General features: G+C 45.6%; 21 protein-coding genes. 12 read left to right on the forward strand and 9 right to left on the reverse strand.

Going from position 1 to position 20,566, the window contains the following annotated elements:
* Positions 1 to 179 precede the first annotated feature (179 nt).
* From R7Z10_RS15750 to R7Z10_RS15760, 3 genes are read right to left on the reverse strand one after another with little or no spacing between them, the layout of a single operon-like run.
* Positions 180 to 647 carry a hypothetical protein gene (locus R7Z10_RS15750; protein ID WP_047102478.1) on the reverse strand — a complete coding sequence of 156 codons (468 nt, stop codon included), beginning with the start codon at positions 645 to 647 and terminating at the stop codon, positions 180 to 182.
* Complete coding sequence (locus tag R7Z10_RS15755; RefSeq protein ID WP_017821873.1) at positions 647 to 1,579, reverse strand: ATP-binding cassette domain-containing protein; 933 nt, start codon at positions 1,577 to 1,579, stop codon at positions 647 to 649. The genes R7Z10_RS15750 and R7Z10_RS15755 overlap by 1 nt, the downstream gene beginning before the upstream one ends.
* A gap of 2 nt (positions 1,580 to 1,581) precedes the next feature.
* A complete protein-coding gene (locus R7Z10_RS15760; protein ID WP_005374497.1) occupies positions 1,582 to 2,430 on the reverse strand; it encodes an ABC transporter ATP-binding protein in 849 nt (282 codons plus the stop codon).
* A 361-nt stretch (positions 2,431 to 2,791) separates the two neighbouring features.
* Between R7Z10_RS15760 and R7Z10_RS15765 the strand changes: the two genes are divergently transcribed.
* Positions 2,792 to 2,989, forward strand: a complete 198-nt coding sequence (locus R7Z10_RS15765) for a PA3496 family putative envelope integrity protein (protein WP_005374493.1) — start codon at positions 2,792 to 2,794, stop codon at positions 2,987 to 2,989.
* 238 nt (positions 2,990 to 3,227) lie between these two features.
* Positions 3,228 to 4,289: a GTP cyclohydrolase II gene (gene ribA, locus R7Z10_RS15770; RefSeq protein WP_017635221.1), complete on the forward strand. Its 1,062-nt coding sequence runs from the start codon at positions 3,228 to 3,230 to the stop codon at positions 4,287 to 4,289.
* Between the two features lie 68 nt (positions 4,290 to 4,357).
* Here the strand turns inward: ribA and R7Z10_RS15775 are convergent, their stop codons facing one another.
* Positions 4,358 to 5,113, reverse strand: a complete 756-nt coding sequence (locus R7Z10_RS15775) for an ABC transporter substrate-binding protein (RefSeq protein ID WP_005383196.1) — start codon at positions 5,111 to 5,113, stop codon at positions 4,358 to 4,360.
* A 68-nt stretch (positions 5,114 to 5,181) separates the two neighbouring features.
* On the opposite strand from R7Z10_RS15775, the gene R7Z10_RS15780 reads away from it, so the two are divergent.
* From R7Z10_RS15780 to R7Z10_RS15790, 3 genes are all read left to right on the forward strand, one after another.
* Positions 5,182 to 7,080 carry an ATP-binding protein gene (locus R7Z10_RS15780; protein ID WP_005383197.1) on the forward strand — a complete coding sequence of 633 codons (1,899 nt, stop codon included), beginning with the start codon at positions 5,182 to 5,184 and terminating at the stop codon, positions 7,078 to 7,080.
* Positions 7,081 to 7,180: 100 nt separating this feature from the next.
* On the forward strand, positions 7,181 to 7,390 hold the full coding sequence (locus R7Z10_RS15785; RefSeq protein ID WP_005374484.1) for a DUF3283 family protein: 210 nt from the start codon (positions 7,181 to 7,183) through the stop codon (positions 7,388 to 7,390).
* A gap of 135 nt (positions 7,391 to 7,525) precedes the next feature.
* Positions 7,526 to 8,242: a YebC/PmpR family DNA-binding transcriptional regulator gene (locus R7Z10_RS15790; protein ID WP_005374482.1), complete on the forward strand. Its 717-nt coding sequence runs from the start codon at positions 7,526 to 7,528 to the stop codon at positions 8,240 to 8,242.
* Between the two features lie 72 nt (positions 8,243 to 8,314).
* Here the strand turns inward: R7Z10_RS15790 and rodA are convergent, their stop codons facing one another.
* Complete coding sequence (gene rodA / locus R7Z10_RS15795) at positions 8,315 to 9,397, reverse strand: rod shape-determining protein RodA (RefSeq protein ID WP_053308018.1); 1,083 nt, start codon at positions 9,395 to 9,397, stop codon at positions 8,315 to 8,317.
* Positions 9,398 to 9,789: 392 nt separating this feature from the next.
* Between rodA and R7Z10_RS15800 the strand changes: the two genes are divergently transcribed.
* Genes R7Z10_RS15800 through R7Z10_RS15830 form a run of 7 tightly spaced genes read left to right on the forward strand, consistent with a single transcriptional unit; the run spans position 9,790 to position 16,422 of the window.
* Complete coding sequence (locus R7Z10_RS15800) at positions 9,790 to 10,458, forward strand: hypothetical protein (RefSeq protein WP_318105246.1); 669 nt, start codon at positions 9,790 to 9,792, stop codon at positions 10,456 to 10,458.
* A gap of 9 nt (positions 10,459 to 10,467) precedes the next feature.
* Complete coding sequence (locus R7Z10_RS15805) at positions 10,468 to 11,166, forward strand: ABC transporter ATP-binding protein (protein ID WP_170897399.1); 699 nt, start codon at positions 10,468 to 10,470, stop codon at positions 11,164 to 11,166.
* Positions 11,154 to 12,422 (forward strand): ABC transporter permease, encoded by a 1,269-nt coding sequence (locus tag R7Z10_RS15810; RefSeq protein ID WP_170897400.1) that lies wholly within the window; start codon positions 11,154 to 11,156, stop codon positions 12,420 to 12,422. The genes R7Z10_RS15805 and R7Z10_RS15810 overlap by 13 nt, the downstream gene beginning before the upstream one ends.
* Entirely contained in the window at positions 12,415 to 13,200 is a 786-nt protein-coding gene (locus tag R7Z10_RS15815) for an outer membrane lipoprotein-sorting protein (RefSeq protein ID WP_318105251.1), read from the forward strand. The genes R7Z10_RS15810 and R7Z10_RS15815 overlap by 8 nt, the downstream gene beginning before the upstream one ends.
* A gap of 45 nt (positions 13,201 to 13,245) precedes the next feature.
* Entirely contained in the window at positions 13,246 to 14,592 is a 1,347-nt protein-coding gene (locus R7Z10_RS15820) for a hypothetical protein (protein WP_170897401.1), read from the forward strand.
* Positions 14,593 to 15,615: a sensor histidine kinase gene (locus R7Z10_RS15825; RefSeq protein WP_170897402.1), complete on the forward strand. Its 1,023-nt coding sequence runs from the start codon at positions 14,593 to 14,595 to the stop codon at positions 15,613 to 15,615.
* Between the two features lie 15 nt (positions 15,616 to 15,630).
* Entirely contained in the window at positions 15,631 to 16,422 is a 792-nt protein-coding gene (locus R7Z10_RS15830; RefSeq protein WP_041059366.1) for a LytTR family DNA-binding domain-containing protein, read from the forward strand.
* Positions 16,423 to 16,555: 133 nt separating this feature from the next.
* Here the strand turns inward: R7Z10_RS15830 and R7Z10_RS15835 are convergent, their stop codons facing one another.
* The 4 genes from R7Z10_RS15835 to R7Z10_RS15850 all read right to left on the reverse strand — a co-directional run bounded on the left by R7Z10_RS15835 (position 16,556) and on the right by R7Z10_RS15850 (position 20,215).
* The gene (locus tag R7Z10_RS15835) at positions 16,556 to 17,050 is read right to left on the reverse strand and encodes a peptidylprolyl isomerase (protein ID WP_170897403.1); all 495 of its coding nucleotides are present in this window, start codon (positions 17,048 to 17,050) and stop codon (positions 16,556 to 16,558) included.
* A gap of 122 nt (positions 17,051 to 17,172) precedes the next feature.
* The gene (locus R7Z10_RS15840; protein WP_318105255.1) at positions 17,173 to 18,834 is read right to left on the reverse strand and encodes a methyl-accepting chemotaxis protein; all 1,662 of its coding nucleotides are present in this window, start codon (positions 18,832 to 18,834) and stop codon (positions 17,173 to 17,175) included.
* Between the two features lie 175 nt (positions 18,835 to 19,009).
* Entirely contained in the window at positions 19,010 to 19,396 is a 387-nt protein-coding gene (locus R7Z10_RS15845; protein ID WP_318105257.1) for a DUF393 domain-containing protein, read from the reverse strand.
* A 24-nt stretch (positions 19,397 to 19,420) separates the two neighbouring features.
* Positions 19,421 to 20,215 (reverse strand): DUF4344 domain-containing metallopeptidase, encoded by a 795-nt coding sequence (locus tag R7Z10_RS15850; protein ID WP_318105259.1) that lies wholly within the window; start codon positions 20,213 to 20,215, stop codon positions 19,421 to 19,423.
* Positions 20,216 to 20,566 lie beyond the last annotated feature (351 nt).

Below are 20,566 nucleotides of genomic sequence, written 5' to 3' on the forward strand. Positions count from 1 at the left end.
GAAGCCAAGCCTAATACTACTATTTATCCCGAATAGACAACCTTTTGTCCTTTCTGATGATTAATAGATTGGCTCATATTGTTACATTCATTCTGAATAGACTTCGCGAGTTTCTCCTCAGGAAACTCGCTTTTTTTTGCCTAAAATTCCGCTAATTAAGCCTTGATCATTTTTCCGGACTAATGAGGTAAACCTTGATCATGCTTCTTGGGTTCATTCCAATGTAATGAACGCATCAACGCAACATGTGATTCGATTAAGCTATGGGCTTGTTCCTGCCACTTGTTTTGATCACACTGCTGATTACAAAACTCTAACGCCACAACGGTGAGATGCTGAAGTCGTCTCAAACACCAATCTTTGATCAGAATATCAGTCGAGACTTGGCATGCTGCTTGTTCAAGCTTTGCACTCGTATAAAGCAAGGTTTGATATGCTTTCTGAGGGTCTTGGTAGCTTGCATGTTGAAACACGCGTAAACATCCATCCAACCAGCAAGCAATCGCTTTACTTTGAAGATCACTCAATTCGGGTCCAAACACGTCATCAGGCACCTGATATAAGATCGTTTCCAATTTTTCTACTTGATCATGTTTCCGCTGTTCGTACCACATGGCGATTTGATCTTGCCAAGTACTCAAATCCATTACGCTGCCTCAGTCCATTGTTTTACATAGTGATTTGGCCCTATTTGATCAAATTCGTCGACAATTATGCTGCTACGTTGACGAATTTCATCGGCATCTATCGAATAGTTTGGCTCATTTTTCACTAAGTTACCAAAAGGTAAGTCAGGATCAGGAACGGCAGAAATCAACAGCTTAGTATAAGGATGCTGCGGATTCTTAAGTATTGAATGAGTGTCGCCCCATTCAACGATTTGCCCTTTGTACATTACTGCGGTTTCTTCCGCGATGTAGTGCGCAGTCGCCAGATCATGTGTGATGTATAAAAAACCAATTCCCAGTTCTTGCTTCATTCGTTGCATTAAATTCAACACTCCCAAGCGAATAGAAACATCCAGCATAGACGTAGGCTCATCCGCAAGAATGATTTGCGAACCTACCGCTAAAGCCCTTGCTAAGTTTACTCGCTGACGTTGCCCACCACTGAGTTCGTGAGGGAACTTATTCAATGTCTCTTCAGGTAGTTCCACCAGCTTTAGAAGCTCTTCCAAGCGGGCTGGGATGTCGCGCTCGTTTTTGACTTGTTTATGAATTTTTAAAGGACGTGTTAGGTGATGGCGAATGGTATGAGTTGGATTGAGAGAGCCAAACGGATCTTGAAACACCATTTGTACTTTACTGCGATATTCTTGTAGAGCCGATCGTGACGTGATCTCATTTATGTCAGTGCCATTGAAAAGGATCTCGCCTTCCGTTGCAGGATAGACTTTGGTTATTAAACGAGCGCAAGTACTCTTACCGCAGCCTGACTCTCCAACCAAAGCCAAGGTTTTTCCTGCGTACAGATCAAAAGTCACTCCTTGAAGCGCACGAAAGGTTTCCTCTTTCGCTAAACCACCGCCCACTTTGAATTCTTTAATCACATTTTTCATTTGGATGATAGGCTGGCTCATGGTTACGCTCCTTGTAACTCTGGTTGTTTGTGGACGTCATGGATGTTTGGGAAAGAAGCCCATAGCTTTTGCGTGTAGGGGTGTTGAGGATGATTGCGTATATCGTATGCTCGATTGACTTCGACGATTTCTCCGTGACGCATGATTGCAATTCGATCACATAGTTGGCTCATGAGTGCCAGGTCATGAGTGATAAAGAGGACTGAAAAACCGAACTCATCTCTAAGCTGATAAATTTGCTGTAAAATTTCTCTCTGTACCACAACATCTAATGCTGTTGTGGGTTCATCCATAATGATCAGTTTTGGATTTAGAGACAAAGCAATGGCTATCACCAAGCGCTGACGCATTCCTCCTGAAAATTGATGAGGATACTCTGCTAAGCGTTCTCTAGGAATATTGACCAAGTCCAACAACTTTTCTGCTCTATCTTTTGCTTGAGCGTTAGTGAGGCCTTGATGATGTCGTAACACATCTGCAAATTGCTCTTGTATCGTTAAGACAGGGTTGAGTGAGTTCATCGCGCTCTGGAACACCATGGCGATTTCACTCCACCTTAGAGCGGTCAGTTCAGAGTCTGAGATACTAAGGATATCTTTGCCATCAAACCATATTTTACCGCCAGAAATGAACGCTGGCGGCTTATGAAGACGATTTATTGAGAATGCGATTGTGCTTTTACCACATCCAGATTCACCGGCGAGACCAAATACTTCGCCTTTGCCGATATCAAAGCTGACGGACTTTACCGCATTAAAATCACCATTATCAGTGATGTAATCGACGCACAAATCTCGGATCTGGATGACCGGGTCATTGTGGTATGCATGACTTAAGTTAATACCATCCATATAAACACCTTACCAATCTAAAAGATAATTATTATCATTATCAGGTGTGGCGGTTTTTAGAAAGTATCAAACCATGAATCAGTGAAGTGACTCGAAAGTTAGGTGAAACAGGAAGTGGTGTAATGCGTCGTTGATAAAACTAAAGAAGAGCAGAATTGAGAGCTAGATCAGCACACTTTTCGTAGGGGGAATTACTCAAATTTAATCGTAAATTTGTCCCTTGGCAAAACTTAAATGATGAATCTATTAAGGAGTTAACGAAAGGGCGGGAGGGGTCACATTTCCCTACAGTTTTTCTTACCACCTTGTTCCGGTTTTGCTATAGATTACGCATCGAAAACATGGTGTGTTCGGAGGAAATATGTCCATTAATTCTATCGACCATGACGAGATGACCAACATCGCTCACAAATGGGAATTACCTGATGAGGAAACCGTTGTGAAGCCAGAGAAAACAGTGAAATCAGCAGAAGCCAGAAGACGCATTGAAGCGTTACGTGAGATCCGTGAAAGTGGGTTGACCATTGAAGAAGCAAGGGAGCTTGGCTTGATACACTGATCTCCTCAGGTTGGTTTAGCAACCCATAGGGTAGTCGACGGACTGCCCTTTTTATTTTTTCACTCTATTACTCTCTTATTCAAACCCTCCATTTATCTGTCTTGCGCCTCAAAAGCACGAGTTTCACACTCACGTCCCGTCCCGAAGAAGTTTGACAATCTGACCTTGTGTTACTAGATATATCAGTAGCGATATGCTTTTTGTTGATTATCGCAACCACAAAGCAAGGAGCGCAAGTATGGTTGATCAAATCCTTTTTTATGAGCCCGATGAGCCCCACGGTTTTCTCTCAAATTTTTGCCATGCCCCAGTCAATATCTCCTCCCAAACTTGGCCCACCAGCGAACATTATTACCAAGCCCAAAAGTTTCTCGATGCTCAGTTGCAAAGTAAAATTCAGCACGCAAGCACCCCTGACGAAGCGTTTGCTTTAAGCCGCAAATACGAACACTTTGTCAGAAGCGATTGGGACGATATAAAGTTGGCTGTTATGGCTTTCATCGTTAGGGAAAAGTTTCTACAAAATCCACCATTAGCGCAGCAATTAATGAGAACGGGTAACGCTTGCCTTACAGAGCATTCTCATAAAGATGCCTTTTGGGGAGACGGGGGAGATGGTAAAGGAGAAAATCATCTAGGAGAGATTCTGATGAATGTTCGAGCAGAGCTGAGACATGTTGAGCCTTACAATCTCGTGAAGTTTATCGATAAAGCCAAATTGCCCACCCAGTGGGGCACATTTATGATGTACGGCTTTATTGAAGCCGCGACAAATAAAGAGCATCTTGCTCTGGTCTATGGCGAGCCAACAAAAAGTGCAGCACCACTTATTCGGTTGCATTCGGAGTGTCTTACCGGAGATGCTCTATTTAGCACGCGTTGTGACTGTGGTTTTCAGCTTAATAGAGCGCTACAAAACATCGTCAAAGAGGGATGTGGCGTGCTGCTTTATTTACGTCAAGAAGGGCGTGGAATCGGCTTGATTAATAAAATTCGTGCCTATCACTTACAAGATGATGGCGCAGATACCGTGGAAGCAAATGAGCGTTTAGGTTTTGCCGCTGATATGCGTGATTACGCGTTCTGTAAAGGAATGCTAGAGCATTTGGGGATTGACGCTGTGCGTCTAATGACGAATAACCCACGCAAGCTCGCCGCCTTAAAAGCGGTTGATATTAACGTCATTGAACGAGTGCCATTACAAGAAGGGAATAACCCAAGTAATCAACATTACCTGCAAACCAAGGCGAGTAAATTGGGGCACATGTTTGATCCTAAGTTTGTTAACCACACTAAGTAAGTGCTACAGATTTCCCAGAAACAAAAACGCCAACGTATCATCGTTGGCGTTTTTGTTAATGAGTTGATTCATTGATACTTTTGAATGATTTCATCAATTTCCCCTGAGGTTTTTAATTCAACGAGTCGTGTATTGATGTAATTTTGAGTTTCTGGTTGCATTTGAGGTGAAAAAGCCAGGTAGATTGAGTAGTCAGGAATAACCGAGCTGAAAGGCTGTATCTGAAAATTCTCTAACGGCAAATTGAGTCGCTTTAAGTTGTAAAGGACTCGGGATTCCATCTCGACAAAAGCTGTATCTCCAGGGGTTCGGCTTATCACTCGGTATGCGGCGTTGTAGTCTTTCACACGCATTTCATTGACACTGCCATTTTCAAAGAACGGTGTTAAATTTGGATAATCAAACCCCAGCAGTAATACAATAGAACGACCATGCATCGTATCCATATTTTTGAATTCTAAAGGCTTCTCGCTACTCGACACCAGTACATGTTTTACAGTGTAAATGGGCTCCTCAGATAAATTTTCCGATTGCACCTTGCCCCAGTTCGGGCTGCCATAAGTTAACCAGTTTGGCTCAGCGCCTTCTTCCAATATGGAAATCATACGTTTAAATGGATAAGTATGATAATTCACTTGGTAATCCGACTCCGCGAAGATAGCGCTGACGATATCGGTCACAATTCCGGAGTGCATTTGTCCCTGTTGTTCAATTTGAAATGGTCGAGCTTGTTCAGCAATGACGTAATAGTTCACTTGATTTGCGGTCACATGAGAACTTACAACAATTAAGCTAAAAGCCAATCTAAGTAGAAGTCTTTTCATCGTATCCTCGATTATTATTTGTGCGTAGCTATATTTAGAGTAGCGCAAGTTTATCGGAGCGGTTTCATATGGATGAAAAAGAGCGATCTCAACGTCGTTTTAGTATTGGCAACCAACTTATGTTGGCGGTATTAACGTTGAGTTTAATCTTTACGGTCATCATTTCTACAGTGAGCTTATATCGAGTTTTTCACGAAGATTTAGCCCATTTAGATGTTGAATTAAAGCAGGTTGAGTCTAGCTATTTATCGAGCTTTTCTGCGAGTTTGTGGGTAGAGGATAGGGAGCTGTTGCTGACACAAGCTCAAGGTGCAATGCGTATGCCCTCGGTGGACTACTTACGTATTGCTAGTGAAGACGAAGTTATCATTGAATTAGGTTCGGCGCTTTCTGAGGATGTTGTCGAGAGAAGCTGGCCGATGCAGTATCGGGTCGGCGATAAAACGTATGATCTCGCGATATTAACGGTTCAATCGGATCTTAGCGCGATATATGAAGATCTTTGGCAGCAGTTCTTTTTTCTACTTACGACAGAAGCGATCAAAATTCTTGTCCTCATCATTGGTGTTCTTTGGGTGGCGTTTCGCTTGTTGGTCAATCCGTTACAATTGCTGTCTGGTGCGGTGAGCGATTTTCGTGGCGGTACAGTGCCGAGTAAAGTGACTCTCCCTAAACGATGGTGCTTTGATGAAGTGAGTGTTTTGGCAGAGAAATACAACCGAAGTGTTGAGAAAGTGAAAGAGCACCAGACTGAGTTAGAGGCTGAACGCGATAGGGCAGAAGTCGCTAATCGTAAAAAAAGTGAGTTTCTTGCCACTATGAGCCATGAGATCCGCACACCGATGAATGGCATTATTGGTGTGTCGTCGTTGCTCAATGACACCGACCTCGATCCCCAGCAAAAAGAGTTTGTAGAGATCATTGACAGTTCTTCTCACTCACTAATGACGATAATCGACGACATTTTGGACTTCTCTAAAGTTGAAGCTGGCAAAGTAGAGCTGGAATACACGAGCTATGATCTTCGCGAGCTACTTGACGATGTCATCAGTTTACATAGTGTCAAAGCCAAGCAGAAAAACTTACAGCTGCTCAGCGATATTGATCCTCACTTGCCAATGGAAGTGCAAGGTGATGCCACACGATTGAAACAAGTTCTGAACAATTTGTTGAGCAACGCGATTAAATTTACCGAGCGCGGCCATGTGAAGCTTCTTGTAGCGTTATCTCGACTTGATGGAGAGACCGCTCATATCCGGTTTCGAGTTGTGGATTCTGGTATTGGTATTGCGAAAGAGCACCAACAAGCAATCTTCGAACGCTTCCAACAAGCTGATGGTAGTACCACCAGAAAGTATGGTGGGACAGGGCTTGGTTTGGCGATAGCTGCACAGTTGGTTAACTTGATGGGAGGGGAAATACAACTAACAAGTGAGCTTGGGCTGGGAAGCTGTTTTGAATTTTCGATTCCTGTTGCTGTAATAAATGCGCAATCGACCTATACCGACCAACTTAATGTATTAGATTTCCGGAAAGCGGAAGACAACGAAATCAGCCCTCAAGATAATGATAAACCTTGGGTACTGGTTGTTGAAGATACCATCGTCAATCAGAAGGTAGTTCGCATCATGTTAGAAAAACTGGGTGTGCGAGTGAGTGTCGCCAACCATGGCGAAGAAGCATTGCAGCTGTGTGATCAGCAGCCTTTCGATTTGATTTTTATGGACTGCCAAATGCCTGTGATGGATGGGTTTATTGCTACGGAACGAATTCGAAAAATGGGAGAGTGGGGGAAACACGTTCCAATTATTGCGCTAAGTGCCAATGTCATTAAAGAGGATCAGCAACATTGCTTCGATGTTGGGATGAACGAGTTCGTGGCTAAACCCGTTACCAAGACTCGATTACAACAAATATTCGAACAGCATTTACCAAAAGCACTGAAAATCAGCGCTGTGCCTAAATAGTTAACTTGAAATCGATCAAGTTAAGTGCGTTTCTATTCTGTAATTGTAACTCTGTGTGATATAGTGCCCGGCTAGTATTTAAAGTACCTTGAGGCTGTGAATGTCGTTTAATCTATCCCTATTGCCGCCTGACGAAAAAAACAAAATCGAACTGGATAAGCAGGCGTCGTTTTTGGTTTGGAAGCTCAGAGAGGCCAAATCTGGTCCTGAAGCAATAGAAGAACAGTTGTCCAAGATTAACGATGCTGATGAAAAGGCGTTTTTCCAGCAATCGGTCGAAAAGTACAAACGAGTAATGGGTGTCGCTTAACGCGAACCGTGGCAATGGTTCAATCCAATGCGACGAATGAGGTAACCTCCCTATTCCTTTGCTAAGCGAAATTGAAAAGGTTTCGCTTTTTGCTAAAATCCTTCGCATTAAATTTGAATTTAGAGAGACATCCCGATGGGAAGAAGTTTTGAAGTGCGCAAAGCCTCTATGGCGAAAACTGCAGGCGCGAAAATTAAAGTTTATTCCAAATACGGTAAAGAAATTTACATGTGCGCGAAAAACGGTGGTGGTGATCCAGACATGAACTTGTCTTTGAAACACCTGATCGCAAAAGCGAAAAAAGACCAAGTTCCTGCGCACGTTATCGATAAAGCGATCGACAAAGCGAACGGTGGCGGTGGTGAAGACTACACTCCAGCACGTTACGAAGGCTTCGGCCCTGGCGGTACTAGCGTTATCGTTGACTGTCTAACAGACAACGGCAACCGTACTTTCCAAGATGTACGCCAATGCTTTGTGAAAGTCGGTGCGAAAATTGGTGTTGAGGGCTCGGTTTCTCACATGTTCGACCACCAAGCGGTATTCCAGTTCAAAGGCGACGATGATGAAATCATCCTAGAAACGCTAATGATGGAAGACGTAGACGTTACTGACGTTGAGCTAGAAGACGGTGTTATCACTGTATTCGCACCTCACACAGAATTCTTCAAAACAAAAACTGCGCTTAACGGTGCATTCCCAGATCTAACGATCGATGTTGAAGAAATCACATTCGTTCCGCAAACTCATACGCCTGTATCGGGTGAAGATGCTGAGAAGTTCCAGAAATTCCTAGATCTTCTAGATGACTGTGATGATGTTCAGCAGGTTTACCACAACGCAGAGCTGTAATTAATTCGCTCATATCGTTGTAAAAAGGCTTCTTTAGGGAAGCCTTTTTTGATCGCTTTTTCTCAAGCAGAGCTATGCGTTACGATATTTGGAATAACACAGCGACATGATTACACCAAAACAGATACCTTGAGTTAGCATCGCCGTGCCGCCATAGCTAAAGAAGGGAAGTGGGCTACCCATTACTGGCAACAAGCCACTCACCATGCCCGTATTGATAAAAGCATACAGAAAAAAGCTCATCGCTAATGCGCCACTTACCAGCCGACTAAAAAAGTGGTCAGACTGACATGCAAGCAACATAACGCGTGCAGTAATAAACAAGTACAATGCGAGTAAGACTAAACTGCCAACAAAGCCCCATTCTTCTGCATAGGTCGAAAAAATAAAGTCCGTATGACTTTCTGGAATAAAGCCAAGTGTTCCCTGCGTTGCATTCATCCAACCTTTGCCTTTCATACCGCCTGAGCCAATCGCAATCAAAGATTGGATGATTTGGTAACCCGAACCCAGTGGATCGGACTCAGGGTGCAAGAACTGTGTTACACGGCTCTTTTGATAGGTTTCCATAACGAAGAACCATAAAATAGGTGCTAACGTTAAAATGCTCGCAATAAACCCGCAGATTATTTTCCAGCTCATGCCAGCCAAAAACAAAACGAACAATGCATAAATGATGGTAAAAACTGCACCGTCTAAATCCGGTTGTAGCGCGATTAACCCGGCAGGAATCATTGTAATAAGTAAGCAAAGCGCAATTTTCCGACTGTCTGGTCGACCTCCTTCAATATGAAGCATCCAGGCGATCATGATTGGAATGGAAAGCTTGATTAGCTCAGACGGTTGAAAGCGGAAGAAGCCGATATCGAGCCAACGTTGAGAGCCATTGGTGCTATCACCAAATAAAGCGACAGCAAGTAGCAGAGCAACCGCAATAATGTAGAGATATGGAGCTGAGCGCTGATAGCTGGACGCTGGAATCGAGGACATGGCCAAGATGCAAACTAATGTCAGTCCGCAGCGCGCCAAATGTTTGAAGAGCATCGCCTCATTAAAGCTACTGGCACTCCAGAGAGTGAGCGAACTTAACAGCATGATCGGAATGATCGCCATGAGTAGTGGCAAATCAACTCTTGGGAAATAACGCTTATTCATTTTCAACGACCTAATAACGCACCTATTTTGAGTGCGAAAACAACTAAAACTCGAAGAGTTCAAACTATTCCGATGCTAAGAATCTCGATTTGGAAACAACAGACACCATGCAAAGGTGTGTAAGAAAGGAGAGTGCGACACGTCTGTTATGGGTAGCTGTGGGATGGATAAATACACTAGCCTCAGATTTTAAGCCAGTGTTTTTATTGTGACTGCCGTAAAAATGTAGAGTTACGAATGAGCGGAATTGTATTTTCTGTTTAAGTGAATGTCATTCATCCTCTCTCAATACCATTCACTCCGCATAACTGCCATTGGTCGCATGCAAAAGCAGCGTGCGATCTTCTCCCTTAATCTGAAACCATCAAATCACGTTCAACTAAGGACAGTACATGATGGTTTCTCAATCTCGCTCAATCAAAGCTCTTAAACTGGCAAGTACGTTTATCGCCGCATTTGCACTTAGCAGCAATCTGGCTCTGGCTAACCCAAGCGAGCGCACACTCAGTCTATTCAACCAAGCGGCGCAGGGTGACTCTGGCTTAGTTGATACCATTTACGGCGAATTATCTAAACAACTCGAAGAGCAAGGCGCAACGCCGGTGACCTTGGTTTACTTAGGTAGTGCGGAGACGTTGCAAGGTCGTGAGGCGTTTATGCCTTGGAACAAGATGAAGTTCACCGAGCGCGGTCTTGCCACAATCCAAAAAGGTTTGGACCTAATGGCGAATCAGCCAGTACCACTGCAAGAGCAACAACGCTTACAAGGCTTACCTGAATACCAACTGGCCACCGCCATGGCAGCCACAACCTTTACTTCTCTGCCAGACATGTTCAATCACTTTGAGCGTGGCTACGAGCTGTACCTTTCATTGCTCGATGAACCGAGTTTTAGCCAACAACCTTTCGCGGCTACTTCGTGGATTTATCGCTACGCCATTGAAGCGGCACTGCGCGCTGAAGACGTTCAACAAGCTAAAACATGGTTAGCGCAAATGGAGCAATTGGGCGACAGCAATCTAGAAACGCAAACCGCGAAAGCGCTGCTAGCGAAATATTAGGGAGGCGTCATGATCGTTTTTAATCAACTCAGTCGCGATTACGCCCTTGGCAGCCAAACGGTGCGTGCATTGCGAGACGTTTCTGGTGAAGTATTTGCCGGCGAAATGGTGGCATTATGCGGGCCGTCGGGCTCAGGCAAAAGCACCTTACTTAACGTGCTTGGCATGCTGGATACTCAATACCAAGGTCAGGTGACATTTGCAGGCAGCCCATACCCAACCGAACAAATGCAGGCTGCGAAAATGCGCCGTGAAAAGCTTGGCTTTGTGTTCCAAAAATTCAACCTTGTCCCCGTGATGACGGCACTAGAGAACGTGGCGTATCCGCTACATCTCAATGGCTTTTCAAAAGTAGAACAAACCGAGCTCGCCACACAAATGTTAGAGCACGTTGGCTTAGGCGAGTTTATTCATCACATGCCCGATAACCTATCAGGCGGCCAGCAGCAGCGTGTGGCAATTGCACGCGCCTTAGTGCACAAACCGGCATTGGTGATTGCCGATGAGCCAACCGCAAGTCTTGATAGTCAAACTGCTAACAAGGTCATCGACATTATGAAAGGGCTCGGACACGAGCTTGGCACCACTTTTATCGTCGCTACACACGACCCTCGTATGGCATCTCGCTGCGATCGCACCATTGAGTTGGTGGACGGCAAAATTACCCAAACGCACGCAAGTGTGGAGGAGGTTTCATGGGCAAGCTAATTCCTGTTTCGGTTCGCCTTGCTTGGTTGAACCTGCAACGCAATCGCCGCCGCAGTTTATTGTCGATGCTGATCATCGCCATTGCCGTGTTTGCATTAACCAGTGCGGGTGGTTTTGGTCTGTACACCTACGACAGTTTGAAAGAGTCGACAGCGCGTGACACGGGGCATCTGACGTTAACCACGCCGGGTTACTTCGCTAAAGAAGAAGAGATGCCACTGAGTAACGGTTTAACTCACGCCGACGACATCACCAAGAAATTGATCGGTTTAAACGAAGTGCGAGGCGTGCAGCCACGAGTTGAGTTCAGCGGCTTGATTTCCAACGGCAACAAGTCCTCAATCTTTATCGGCATTGGCGTGAACGAGCGTGAATTCGATATGAAAGGACCGTTTTTGGACGTGCGCGAAGGGCAAACGCTGTCAAACATTCATGCATCGCGTTATGACCCTGCAGAGCCAGAAGTGATGCTCGGCGTTGATTTGGCGAACAACCTAAGCGTGCACGTTGGCGATTGGATTACCTTGCTGGCGACCACTACCGATGGCGCATTGAATGCGTATGACTTCAAAGTACGTGGCATCTATTCAACAGGCGTACCAGAGCTTGATAAACGCCAGCTGTACGTGCACATCAACAGCGCGCAATCGCTGCTCGGTTCAGACAAAGTCAGTGCGTTATCTGTCTTCCTGTTCGACACCAGTTTAACTAACCAAGTCGAGCAACAAGTGGCTTCGGTTCTGAGTAAGCAAAAGCAGAACTTTGGTGATCAAGATATTGAGATTACGCCTTGGCAAGAACGCGCGTTCTTCTATCTCAAAGTGAAAGATTTGTACGACCGTATCTTCGGCATCATGGGTGCAGTAATGGCACTGGTGGTATTTGTCGCCCTGTTTAACACCATGACCATGTCGGTAACGGAACGCACCCGTGAAATTGGCACCTTGTCAGCACTTGGTAGCTACCCTCGCGAAATTATTGCTGGGTTCTTGCGCGAAGCAGGGTTACTTGCGGTGATTGGCAGCTTAATCGGCGCTTTGTTCACTGCGTTAGTCACCGTCTTACTGATGGTCGTGGATGTGCAAATGCCGCCACCGCCAGGACGCACAGAAGGTTACCCATTAACGATTTACTTCTCTTGGGAGCTGGTGGCTATAGCAGGATTCGCAGTATTGATGATTTGTTTGGTTGCGGCGTTTTTCTCGGCACGCAAAGGGGTGAACAAGCCAATTACGGAGGCACTGATTTATGTTTAATTTCAAATCACTATTACCAATTTCACTGTTGATGGTAAGCAGCGTTGCATGCATGAATGCCAGTGCGAATGAAACAGCGCTAGATGCACAGCAAGTCGCGCAATTGATTGAAAAAGCGGATAGCTACCGCTTGCAAGATGACTCCTCCAAAGTGGTGTCACTGGTGCGCTTATATCAAGACCAAGAGTTAGATAAAACCCGCCTTTACCATGTGTACACGCGTCCAAATCGTGAATCGCTGGTGGTGTTCAAATCGGCGGTTGAAGCTGGGCAAAAGATGCTGATGATGGGCGATAACTACTGGCTGCAAATGCCAAAGAGCCGCCGTCCGATTCGCATTACGCCAATGCAAAAACTGCTTGGTGAAGCGTCTATCGGTGACATATCAACGCTGACGTGGAGCCAAGATTATCTAGGTGAATGGAAAGCGACAGAAACTGTTTCGGTGAACGGAGAAAGTGTCTCGGCTTATCACCTTGCGTTAACCGCGAAAACCAAAGGGGCGAGCTATCAGAAGATCGACTTGTGGTTGTCTGAGCAAGATGCGTTTCCAATTAAAGCTGATCTCTACTTGCGTTCTGGCAAACTCGCCAAGCAATCGCAATACGGACGTGCAAGCGACAACGGTGAAGACTACGTCAGTGAGATGACTTTGCTTGATAGCATTCAGCCGAGCAAAAAGACCGTTATCGAGTACCAAGAAATCGTGCCTTGGCAGCTGGATAACAAGTTCTACAACCCAAGTTATTTGCCAAAAGCCAACACGACTCAGCTTTAGTCTGAGCTTCGTAAATAGAACCATAAAAACGAGCAAGGAAGTCACATGAAATCGCGCCAGCCTAACCTTAACAAAAGCACCAGTTTGTTGATTGCTGCGTCCTTGTGTGTGGGCACAGCAGCCCCAGTTTTTGCCAATGATGAGCTGAGTTTTGAGTGGGATTGGGCTGTCAGTTACGAAACGGCCAAGCAGCGTGATAGCGCATTTATGCAGGCGCAGGGCAGTTCTCGTGATTCACTTAATGCATTGTTGGATGTACAGGTGAATTATCAGAACTTCAGTGGCTTGTTTGCTCTGTACAGCCAAGGATTGTACCTCAATCAACAAGGAGAGAGTGATTGGTGGAGTGAAGCTGATAATCAATTGCTGATTCGAGAGCTGGCTTGGCTAGGGGAGTGGCAAGTCGGTGATACCACTCTTGATGTGAGTTTGGGTAAGTTACGCGTGGATTGGGGCGTGGGTTATGGCTACCGACCTTTGGATCTGTTTAAGCCTTATCGACAAAATCCTGTTGGCTTAGTAGCAGAAGAAGGAGCGGGTGTGTTTTCACTCTCACACTACGATATGGCAGGCGAGTGGACGGTGATTGCAACGGATTCAAGCTGGGGGCAGCAAGACCAAAGTGCACTGGATCAAGCCGCAGAGCAACAAGGTGTTGGTATTCGTCGTTATGCGCTGGTGGGTGATACCGAGTATCAACTTATTGGTTATTACGATGATGTGCGCCGAGGTTTACTTGGCGCCAGTGCCATCGCCGTGTGGGATGAATCCATCGCCATGCACGGTTCCATGCTGTGGCAAAAGCAAAGTGTCGGCTATCAGTTTCAGCAGGGTGATCTTTACCAACCCGTTTCAGTTGAGGAACAGGGAAGCGCATTCCAAGCTTTAGTTGGGATGAACTGGGCAAACCAAGCCGGACACAACGTGATTGCTGAATATTGGTACGACAGCCGAGCATGGTCGAAAAGCGAATGGCAGCAAGCAATAGAGCGTGGCGAATTACTCTCTCAGATCCCCGATTCTAACAACTCTTTGTTGGCTAGCAGTGCTCTACTTGCGACAAGCTACGCCCAAGGGTTTCAACATGCCAATATCGTTCAGCATAACCTAATGCTGCACTGGAGTTGGGATGTAGAAGCATGGGCTGCATGGAACGGCGAAGCGGATATGGGCTGGCTAAGTGATGTAACCCCTACGTTGGATGTGATGCTGTCGCCACAAGATGGTGGTGTGATCGTCACGCAGTGGCTTAACTACCAATGGATTGATACCGGCGATCAAAGTGTAGAAGTGGAAGTTGCCGCACGCTTTTTAACCGGAGACGACCAATCTGCTTACGCACAAATCAATGATAAGCATATGATTGTATTTAACATCAAAGGGAAATTCTAAATGAGTTCAGCAAAATCAGTGGTGAAAAGTGGATGGCCGCGTAGCTTATTAGTGACCACGGCATTTTGTCTCTTTATCGCAGCAATGACGCTTTCTGTTTGGGGCGGTCCATTTTACATTCATGTAGCGGTTAGCTTTGGATTTGGCTATTCGGCTATCTTCTTCTCATGGCTTGTCGACCGCCTGTTTCCTACCATTCCTCGTTTGGCGGAAGTGGCTATCTCGCTGACGGCTTGCCTATTGTTTGGTGTGGTGAACGCCCAGCTTTGGCTTGGGGAATACTTCGGTATTTCAAGTATGCTGTCGGTTGGTCTCATGGGATTGTTATTCAGTGCCATGTGCTTTTTCTATTTCTACTCACGCGAACAACATGCGATCGCTCAAAGAGAGCTAGAGGCCATCAAACGCGAGAAAGCAGAGCAAGATCGTGCGCTGTTGCTGAGTCAGCTTAAGCAGATGCAAAGCCAGATTGAGCCGCATTTTCTATTTAATACCTTGGCAAATATCAGTGCGCTCATGTCGCAAGATGTTGATAAAGCTAAGCTGATGCTAGAACAGTTAACCGCGCTACTGCGTGCAACGCTCAAAAGCTCACGTGAAGAGCACACTACCATAGACAATGAAACGGCGTTAATTGAGGCTTACTTAGGCATTCAGCAAACCCGTTTAGGTGACCGACTCAGTTACAAGATTGAGGTAGAAGAGGGGCTAGGTAGAACCGAGTTACCGCCGATGATGCTTCAACCCTTAATCGAAAACGCCATCATCCATGGTATTGAGCCGAAGCGAGAAGGCGGTGAAGTCCGTTTGCTGATTAAGCGCAAACAACAGAACTTGCTGATTGAAGTCAGAGACACAGGTGTTGGCTTAAATCACGTGAGTGGGCACATGGGCTCTGGCGTGGGTCTAAGTAATCTCAAGCAGCGAGTGGAAGCTTTGTTCGCCGGGCAAGGAGAGGTTTCTATCAGTGAGTCTGCTCAGGGTGGCGTTTGTGTTCGCCTGAGCTGGCCAATGGAATCGTAATCAAGGAAGAAAGGAATGAATACAGGGTTTACTGCCATTATTGCTGATGATGAACCGTTATTGAGGCGTCATCTTGATAAAAGCCTAGCTGAAGTGTGGCCAGAGCTAGAGGTGATAGCCAAAGTCGCCGATGGTGAACAAGCGTTGCAAGCCATTGAGCAAAGTCAACCTGATATTGCGTTTCTCGATATTCGTATGCCAGTTTTGGATGGCATGACATTAGCGCAAAAACTCAATCAACTCGCCAATCCACCTTTGATTGTGTTTGTCACCGCGTACGATGATTACGCCATCAAAGCCTTTGAACAAAATGCCGCCGATTATTTGCTCAAGCCTATCTCGGATGAGCGCCTCCTGACGACGTGTGAAAGAGTGAAAGCACGCCTTGCTAAGCGAGAGCAAGAAAGCAGTAATGTGCAGATGAGCAGCCTATTAGAGCAGTTGCAGCAATTATCCGCGCCACAAACGCCGCAATACCTTCAGTGGATTAAAGCGACGCAAGGGGAAGATATTCATCTGATCGCCACGTCTGATGTGTTGTATTTCAAAGCGGAAGAAAAATACGTTTCTGTGTATGCCCAACAAGGACAAGGCAAAGTGCAGGAGTATTTGATTCGTACATCGTTGAAAGAGTTGATAGGGCAGCTTAACCCAGAACAGTTCTGGCAAGTGCACCGTTCAAGCGTGGTGCAAGTGTGCAAAATTAGCAAAGTAAACAAAGACTTTGCTGGCAGAATGTTTGTTCACGTTGGAGAAACTAAGCTCGCTGTGAGCCGTGCATCTCAAAGTTTGTTCAAAGGGATGTAATCGCTAGAACTGCTCACTCTTTACACTGTAAACTCGCTGCTCATTTTTTCAGCAACAAAAAGCGCCTAGGTCATAAGACGTTAGGCGCTTTTGTCGTTTTATAGCGACGATTTCTCCGAAGAGATGAATGGGCTTATTCGCTGATCGTCACTTTCTCGATAATGATTGGATCGCAAGGCACATCATCGTGACCAAGCTTAGAGGTCGTTTTCACTTTCGCGATGCGGTTTACGACATCCATACCCGCAGTCACTTTACCAAACACGGCGTAGCCCCAGCCTAGGTTGGTGGTTGCGGTGTGGTCTAGGAAATCATTGTCTTCCAAGTTAATGAAGAACTGTGCCGTTGCAGAGTGCGGAGCATCGGTACGCGCCATTGCGATAGTGCCAACAAGGTTCTTTAGACCACGGTTTGCTTCGTTCGCGATTGGTCCGCGCGTTTGCTTTTCTGCCATGTCTTCGGTATGACCGCCACCTTGAATCATAAAGCCGTCGATAACGCGGTGGAAAATGGTGTCGTTGTAGAAGCCATCTTCACAGTATTTTTTGAAGTTCTTTGAGCTAACTGGCGCTCGTTCTAGGTTCAGTTCAATCTCGATGTCACCGAAATTGGTGGTCATAATAATCATCTTGTTTTGCCCTTATGGGAGCTAAGTTGGCGGCATTATAGCTAAGTCGCATTATGATAGCAGAAATAAAAACAGCGACGTTTTGGCGTCGCTGTTTGCATGTTGAGTGTTTGAGGAAAGCTCTAGACCGTAAAGCGACCGACCAAGTCGTACAGTTCGTTGGCTTTGTGGTTAAGGTTGCCACTGCCTGCACGGTTTTGATTCGCAAGGCTTGCCGACTGACTGCTTTGTTGAGAGATCACTTCGATGCGTTGTGAAATCTCTTGCCCAACTTGGCTTTGCTCTTCGGTTGCCGTTGCGATCAAGGTGTTCATGTCCATGATGTTAGCAATTGCGGCTTGGATTTCTTGCAGTGCGGCAGAGGCTGCTCGTGCTTCTTCAACCGTTGCTTCACCGCGCGCTTGGCTTGAACCCATGGCTTTCACTGCTGCATCCGAGCCAGACTTCAACTGCTCAATCATTTGGTGAATTTCGCCTGTGCTGTCTTGAGTGCGACTTGCCAGTTTGCGAACCTCATCGGCAACGACTGCGAAGCCGCGACCTTGTTCGCCTGCACGGGCTGCTTCAATGGCTGCATTCAGTGCCAATAGGTTGGTTTGTTCGGCGATGTCTTGAATCACTTCTAGCGAAGAAGAAATGTTCTGTACATCGCTTTCTAAACGAGAAATCACCGTGCTGGCTTCCGACACCTCTAGCGCGAGCGCTTCAACAGAGTTCGCTGCGGAATCAACAATGTGTTTCGCTTGCTGTGAATTTTCGTCGGCGTCTCTGGCTGATTGCGCTGCTTGGTTAGCGTTGTTTGAAATCTCGTGCGCCGTTGCTGTCATCTCGGTCATTGCCGCTGCGACTTGTTCGGTCTCTTCACGTTGACCAGAAGCTAATTCATCCACTTGCGATGCACGCTGTGACATCTCGTTAGTCTCTGAAACCACTTCTTGTCCTACGTGGCTAACGCTCTTGATTATGCCTTGCAGGCTTTCAACGAAGATATTGAAGTTTCGGCTCAGCTGGGTGAACTCCGGCACGCTCGATTCTTCCATGCGTGCGGTTAAGTCTGCATCGCCTTGCGCGAAAGAGTGAATCGAGGCATCAAACTGCTCAATAGGCTTCATGATACTGCGGTTAACAAACACCGCGAAGACTGCGACGATGGCTGCAATCGAGACACAGAACAGAGCAATTGCCGTCAGTGTGGTGTTGAGAGCCTGATGCGCGGCTTCTTCCATGTTTGCCACAATCGCGTCGATATCGTCAGTGTAGAAGCCCGTACCCAACATCAAATCCCATTCAGGAATAAAGACTGAGTAGCTCAATTTCGGTAGTGCTTCGTTCTGACCGAGTTTCGGGAAGTAATAAGTCGTGAACTCACCAGTTTTGGAATTTTTGATCAAATCCTGAATCAGGTAATTGCCTTTCTTGTCCTGCAAGTTATAGAAGTTCTCTCCGATGCCTTTGGTGTTTTTACCCACCACGACACGCACGCCTTTTGAATCGTAACCGAAGATGTAGCCGGATTGACCAAACTCCAACTGTTTCAAGATAGGCAATGCTTCTTCAAGTGGGGCATTTTGAGCGAGTAGTGGTTCGACGGCGGAGCGCGCCATTTGGACGTAGTTTTTGAGCTCGGCTTTTTTCATCTCCATCATTTGACTTCGAGTCTGCTCAATCTCGTGTTCGTTGTAGGCTGTGGTTTGTAGATAGGTGAACCACATCATGCCTATTGCCATGGTTAGAATTGGAATTATTGAAAGGATATATAGTCGTTTTCTGATCGTCAGATTCATAGAGACGTCCTTCTCTCGGCGCAGCGTTACAAGTGACAAGCTGAATAAGCTTGCCTGATAAAATTATTAATACTTATTGTTGTAATGCTTAGAGATTAACCGAGTTAATCAATCAGAAGTACTGGAAGTTTATAAATTTAGACTAAGGTCGTAGCATTTTTAAGCGGGATCACAATTAACGTGAACACGACCCACTATTGCAACGAGAAGTCCCTGTTAACCAATATGAGACGCGATACCTATTCTTTGCGAATTTGAGGTAAAGCCAGTCAGCAACAGGTTTAACGAGGAGCCAACGCAGTGGAGCGTAGAGCCAACCGCGACCAACTAATTGCCACGCATGATGAGTCACGTCCAACCCAAGCAGAAGTTCCCCCTTTTCGTTGAGGGCGTGCAAAATGGTGTTGGCTTGTTCAGGATCGATCTGCGGATAATCTGAGAATGCATCACTATAGATATCGACGGTTTTGATGTGCTGCTTGGCATCGCGTTGTTTTAGCGCCTTCATCTCTTTGGCACAAAGCGGGCAGGTTCCGTCATAAAATATGATGAGTTTTGTCATTGCGGTTTTCTTGTTTGAGATTTTCTAATCGCTTTTACGTGGCGAATTTTCTTTTGGTTCATTGTTTTGCAAGTAATGCAGCCAATTGTCGCGAATGTTGCCGTAATTGAATTGGCAGAACTCTTTGCGATCACGCAGGTAGTCTTTTTCTACTTCATCGAGTAAGGCTTTGTATTGCTCAGGATCACTACCGTACACCAAACATAACGTTGAAAAGTAACGCTGCAAATCAAAGCTGTGTTCGTCAATGTACTCGCCAAAATCGTAGTAGTCCGGTCTGTCGTCGGATTCGAATGCGAACATGTCGGCGGCGCTAATGGCCATATCTGCGCCATCTTCTAGGAAGTCAATCATTAAAATAGTGGCAAAATTATCGACCGCATCTTCTTCTTTTCCGAGAACAGGGATGCTTTGATCTTCGATGTAAGCATGTCCAGCTTCATGAAGTAAAGTGTGCAATAACGTATCTAGCGCCCCTGTTTTTGGGGATTTTCCGAAGCGTTCTCCATACTGATTATTGGAGAAGTAATTGAGCGACTCCAAATAAAAAGTGTAAGGAACGTATATTGTGTGTGTATCAGGATCATACATTGGACCATCTTCTCCGCCGTAAACCAGCGTGAGAGCTTTATCAAATGGAAAGTAGGCCTGAGACAGCTCAACAAAGATGGTGTTTACATCGCTGCTTTGAATCGATTGTTGGGCGATTTTTTCATGAGTTGTCTCTATGAGAGAATATTGAATACGAATGTTTTCAGCTGCTGTAGCTGATGAGACGATGCTGAGTAATAGCGCAGCGCAAAGCGAATTAATGTTCATGTGGGACTCTTGTTATTGAATAACTTGTATAAAAAATTATACATGTTTTTGTCTGATGCATAGTTGGGGGTGTACTCATTAGCCAAAGTCGGGACGTCGGTCTCGAAAAGCAATCATGATAACATCGCATATTTCGGCTGCTTGGTTCTCTAGGGCGTTTATCAAGACCTCTTGGATAAGAACGGCGGTGAAGTTATTAGCTATGCATCGTATTCTAAGAAGCTTACTGAGTAACTGTGCTTCGATTTTTATCTGTGAAAATGATAATAGGCAGTTAATCATTGCAAGGTTTAACTATGGGGGTGGTGAATGTCACTGAATTGAAGAAAATTATCAGCGATATGTTATAAT

This window comes from Vibrio sp. Vb1018, assembly GCF_033338775.1.
GTDB lineage: Bacteria > Pseudomonadota > Gammaproteobacteria > Enterobacterales > Vibrionaceae > Vibrio > Vibrio alginolyticus.

What these genes read in the sequence shown, in the direction of transcription:
- R7Z10_RS15750 (WP_047102478.1), bottom strand. Translation starts at nt 647, where the DNA reads ATGGATTTGAGTACTTGGCAAGATCAAATCGCCATGTGGTACGAACAG.
- R7Z10_RS15755 (WP_017821873.1), bottom strand. Translation starts at nt 1,579, where the DNA reads ATGAGCCAGCCTATCATCCAAATGAAAAATGTGATTAAAGAATTCAAA.
- R7Z10_RS15760 (WP_005374497.1), bottom strand. Translation starts at nt 2,430, where the DNA reads ATGGATGGTATTAACTTAAGTCATGCATACCACAATGACCCGGTCATC.
- R7Z10_RS15765 (WP_005374493.1), top strand. Translation starts at nt 2,792, where the DNA reads ATGTCCATTAATTCTATCGACCATGACGAGATGACCAACATCGCTCAC.
- ribA (WP_017635221.1), top strand. Translation starts at nt 3,228, where the DNA reads ATGGTTGATCAAATCCTTTTTTATGAGCCCGATGAGCCCCACGGTTTT.
- R7Z10_RS15775 (WP_005383196.1), bottom strand. Translation starts at nt 5,113, where the DNA reads ATGAAAAGACTTCTACTTAGATTGGCTTTTAGCTTAATTGTTGTAAGT.
- R7Z10_RS15780 (WP_005383197.1), top strand. Translation starts at nt 5,182, where the DNA reads ATGGATGAAAAAGAGCGATCTCAACGTCGTTTTAGTATTGGCAACCAA.
- R7Z10_RS15785 (WP_005374484.1), top strand. Translation starts at nt 7,181, where the DNA reads ATGTCGTTTAATCTATCCCTATTGCCGCCTGACGAAAAAAACAAAATC.
- R7Z10_RS15790 (WP_005374482.1), top strand. Translation starts at nt 7,526, where the DNA reads ATGGGAAGAAGTTTTGAAGTGCGCAAAGCCTCTATGGCGAAAACTGCA.
- rodA (WP_053308018.1), bottom strand. Translation starts at nt 9,397, where the DNA reads ATGAATAAGCGTTATTTCCCAAGAGTTGATTTGCCACTACTCATGGCG.
- R7Z10_RS15800 (WP_318105246.1), top strand. Translation starts at nt 9,790, where the DNA reads ATGATGGTTTCTCAATCTCGCTCAATCAAAGCTCTTAAACTGGCAAGT.
- R7Z10_RS15805 (WP_170897399.1), top strand. Translation starts at nt 10,468, where the DNA reads ATGATCGTTTTTAATCAACTCAGTCGCGATTACGCCCTTGGCAGCCAA.
- R7Z10_RS15810 (WP_170897400.1), top strand. Translation starts at nt 11,154, where the DNA reads ATGGGCAAGCTAATTCCTGTTTCGGTTCGCCTTGCTTGGTTGAACCTG.
- R7Z10_RS15815 (WP_318105251.1), top strand. Translation starts at nt 12,415, where the DNA reads ATGTTTAATTTCAAATCACTATTACCAATTTCACTGTTGATGGTAAGC.
- R7Z10_RS15820 (WP_170897401.1), top strand. Translation starts at nt 13,246, where the DNA reads ATGAAATCGCGCCAGCCTAACCTTAACAAAAGCACCAGTTTGTTGATT.
- R7Z10_RS15825 (WP_170897402.1), top strand. Translation starts at nt 14,593, where the DNA reads ATGAGTTCAGCAAAATCAGTGGTGAAAAGTGGATGGCCGCGTAGCTTA.
- R7Z10_RS15830 (WP_041059366.1), top strand. Translation starts at nt 15,631, where the DNA reads ATGAATACAGGGTTTACTGCCATTATTGCTGATGATGAACCGTTATTG.
- R7Z10_RS15835 (WP_170897403.1), bottom strand. Translation starts at nt 17,050, where the DNA reads ATGATTATTATGACCACCAATTTCGGTGACATCGAGATTGAACTGAAC.
- R7Z10_RS15840 (WP_318105255.1), bottom strand. Translation starts at nt 18,834, where the DNA reads ATGAATCTGACGATCAGAAAACGACTATATATCCTTTCAATAATTCCA.
- R7Z10_RS15845 (WP_318105257.1), bottom strand. Translation starts at nt 19,396, where the DNA reads ATGACAAAACTCATCATATTTTATGACGGAACCTGCCCGCTTTGTGCC.
- R7Z10_RS15850 (WP_318105259.1), bottom strand. Translation starts at nt 20,215, where the DNA reads ATGAACATTAATTCGCTTTGCGCTGCGCTATTACTCAGCATCGTCTCA.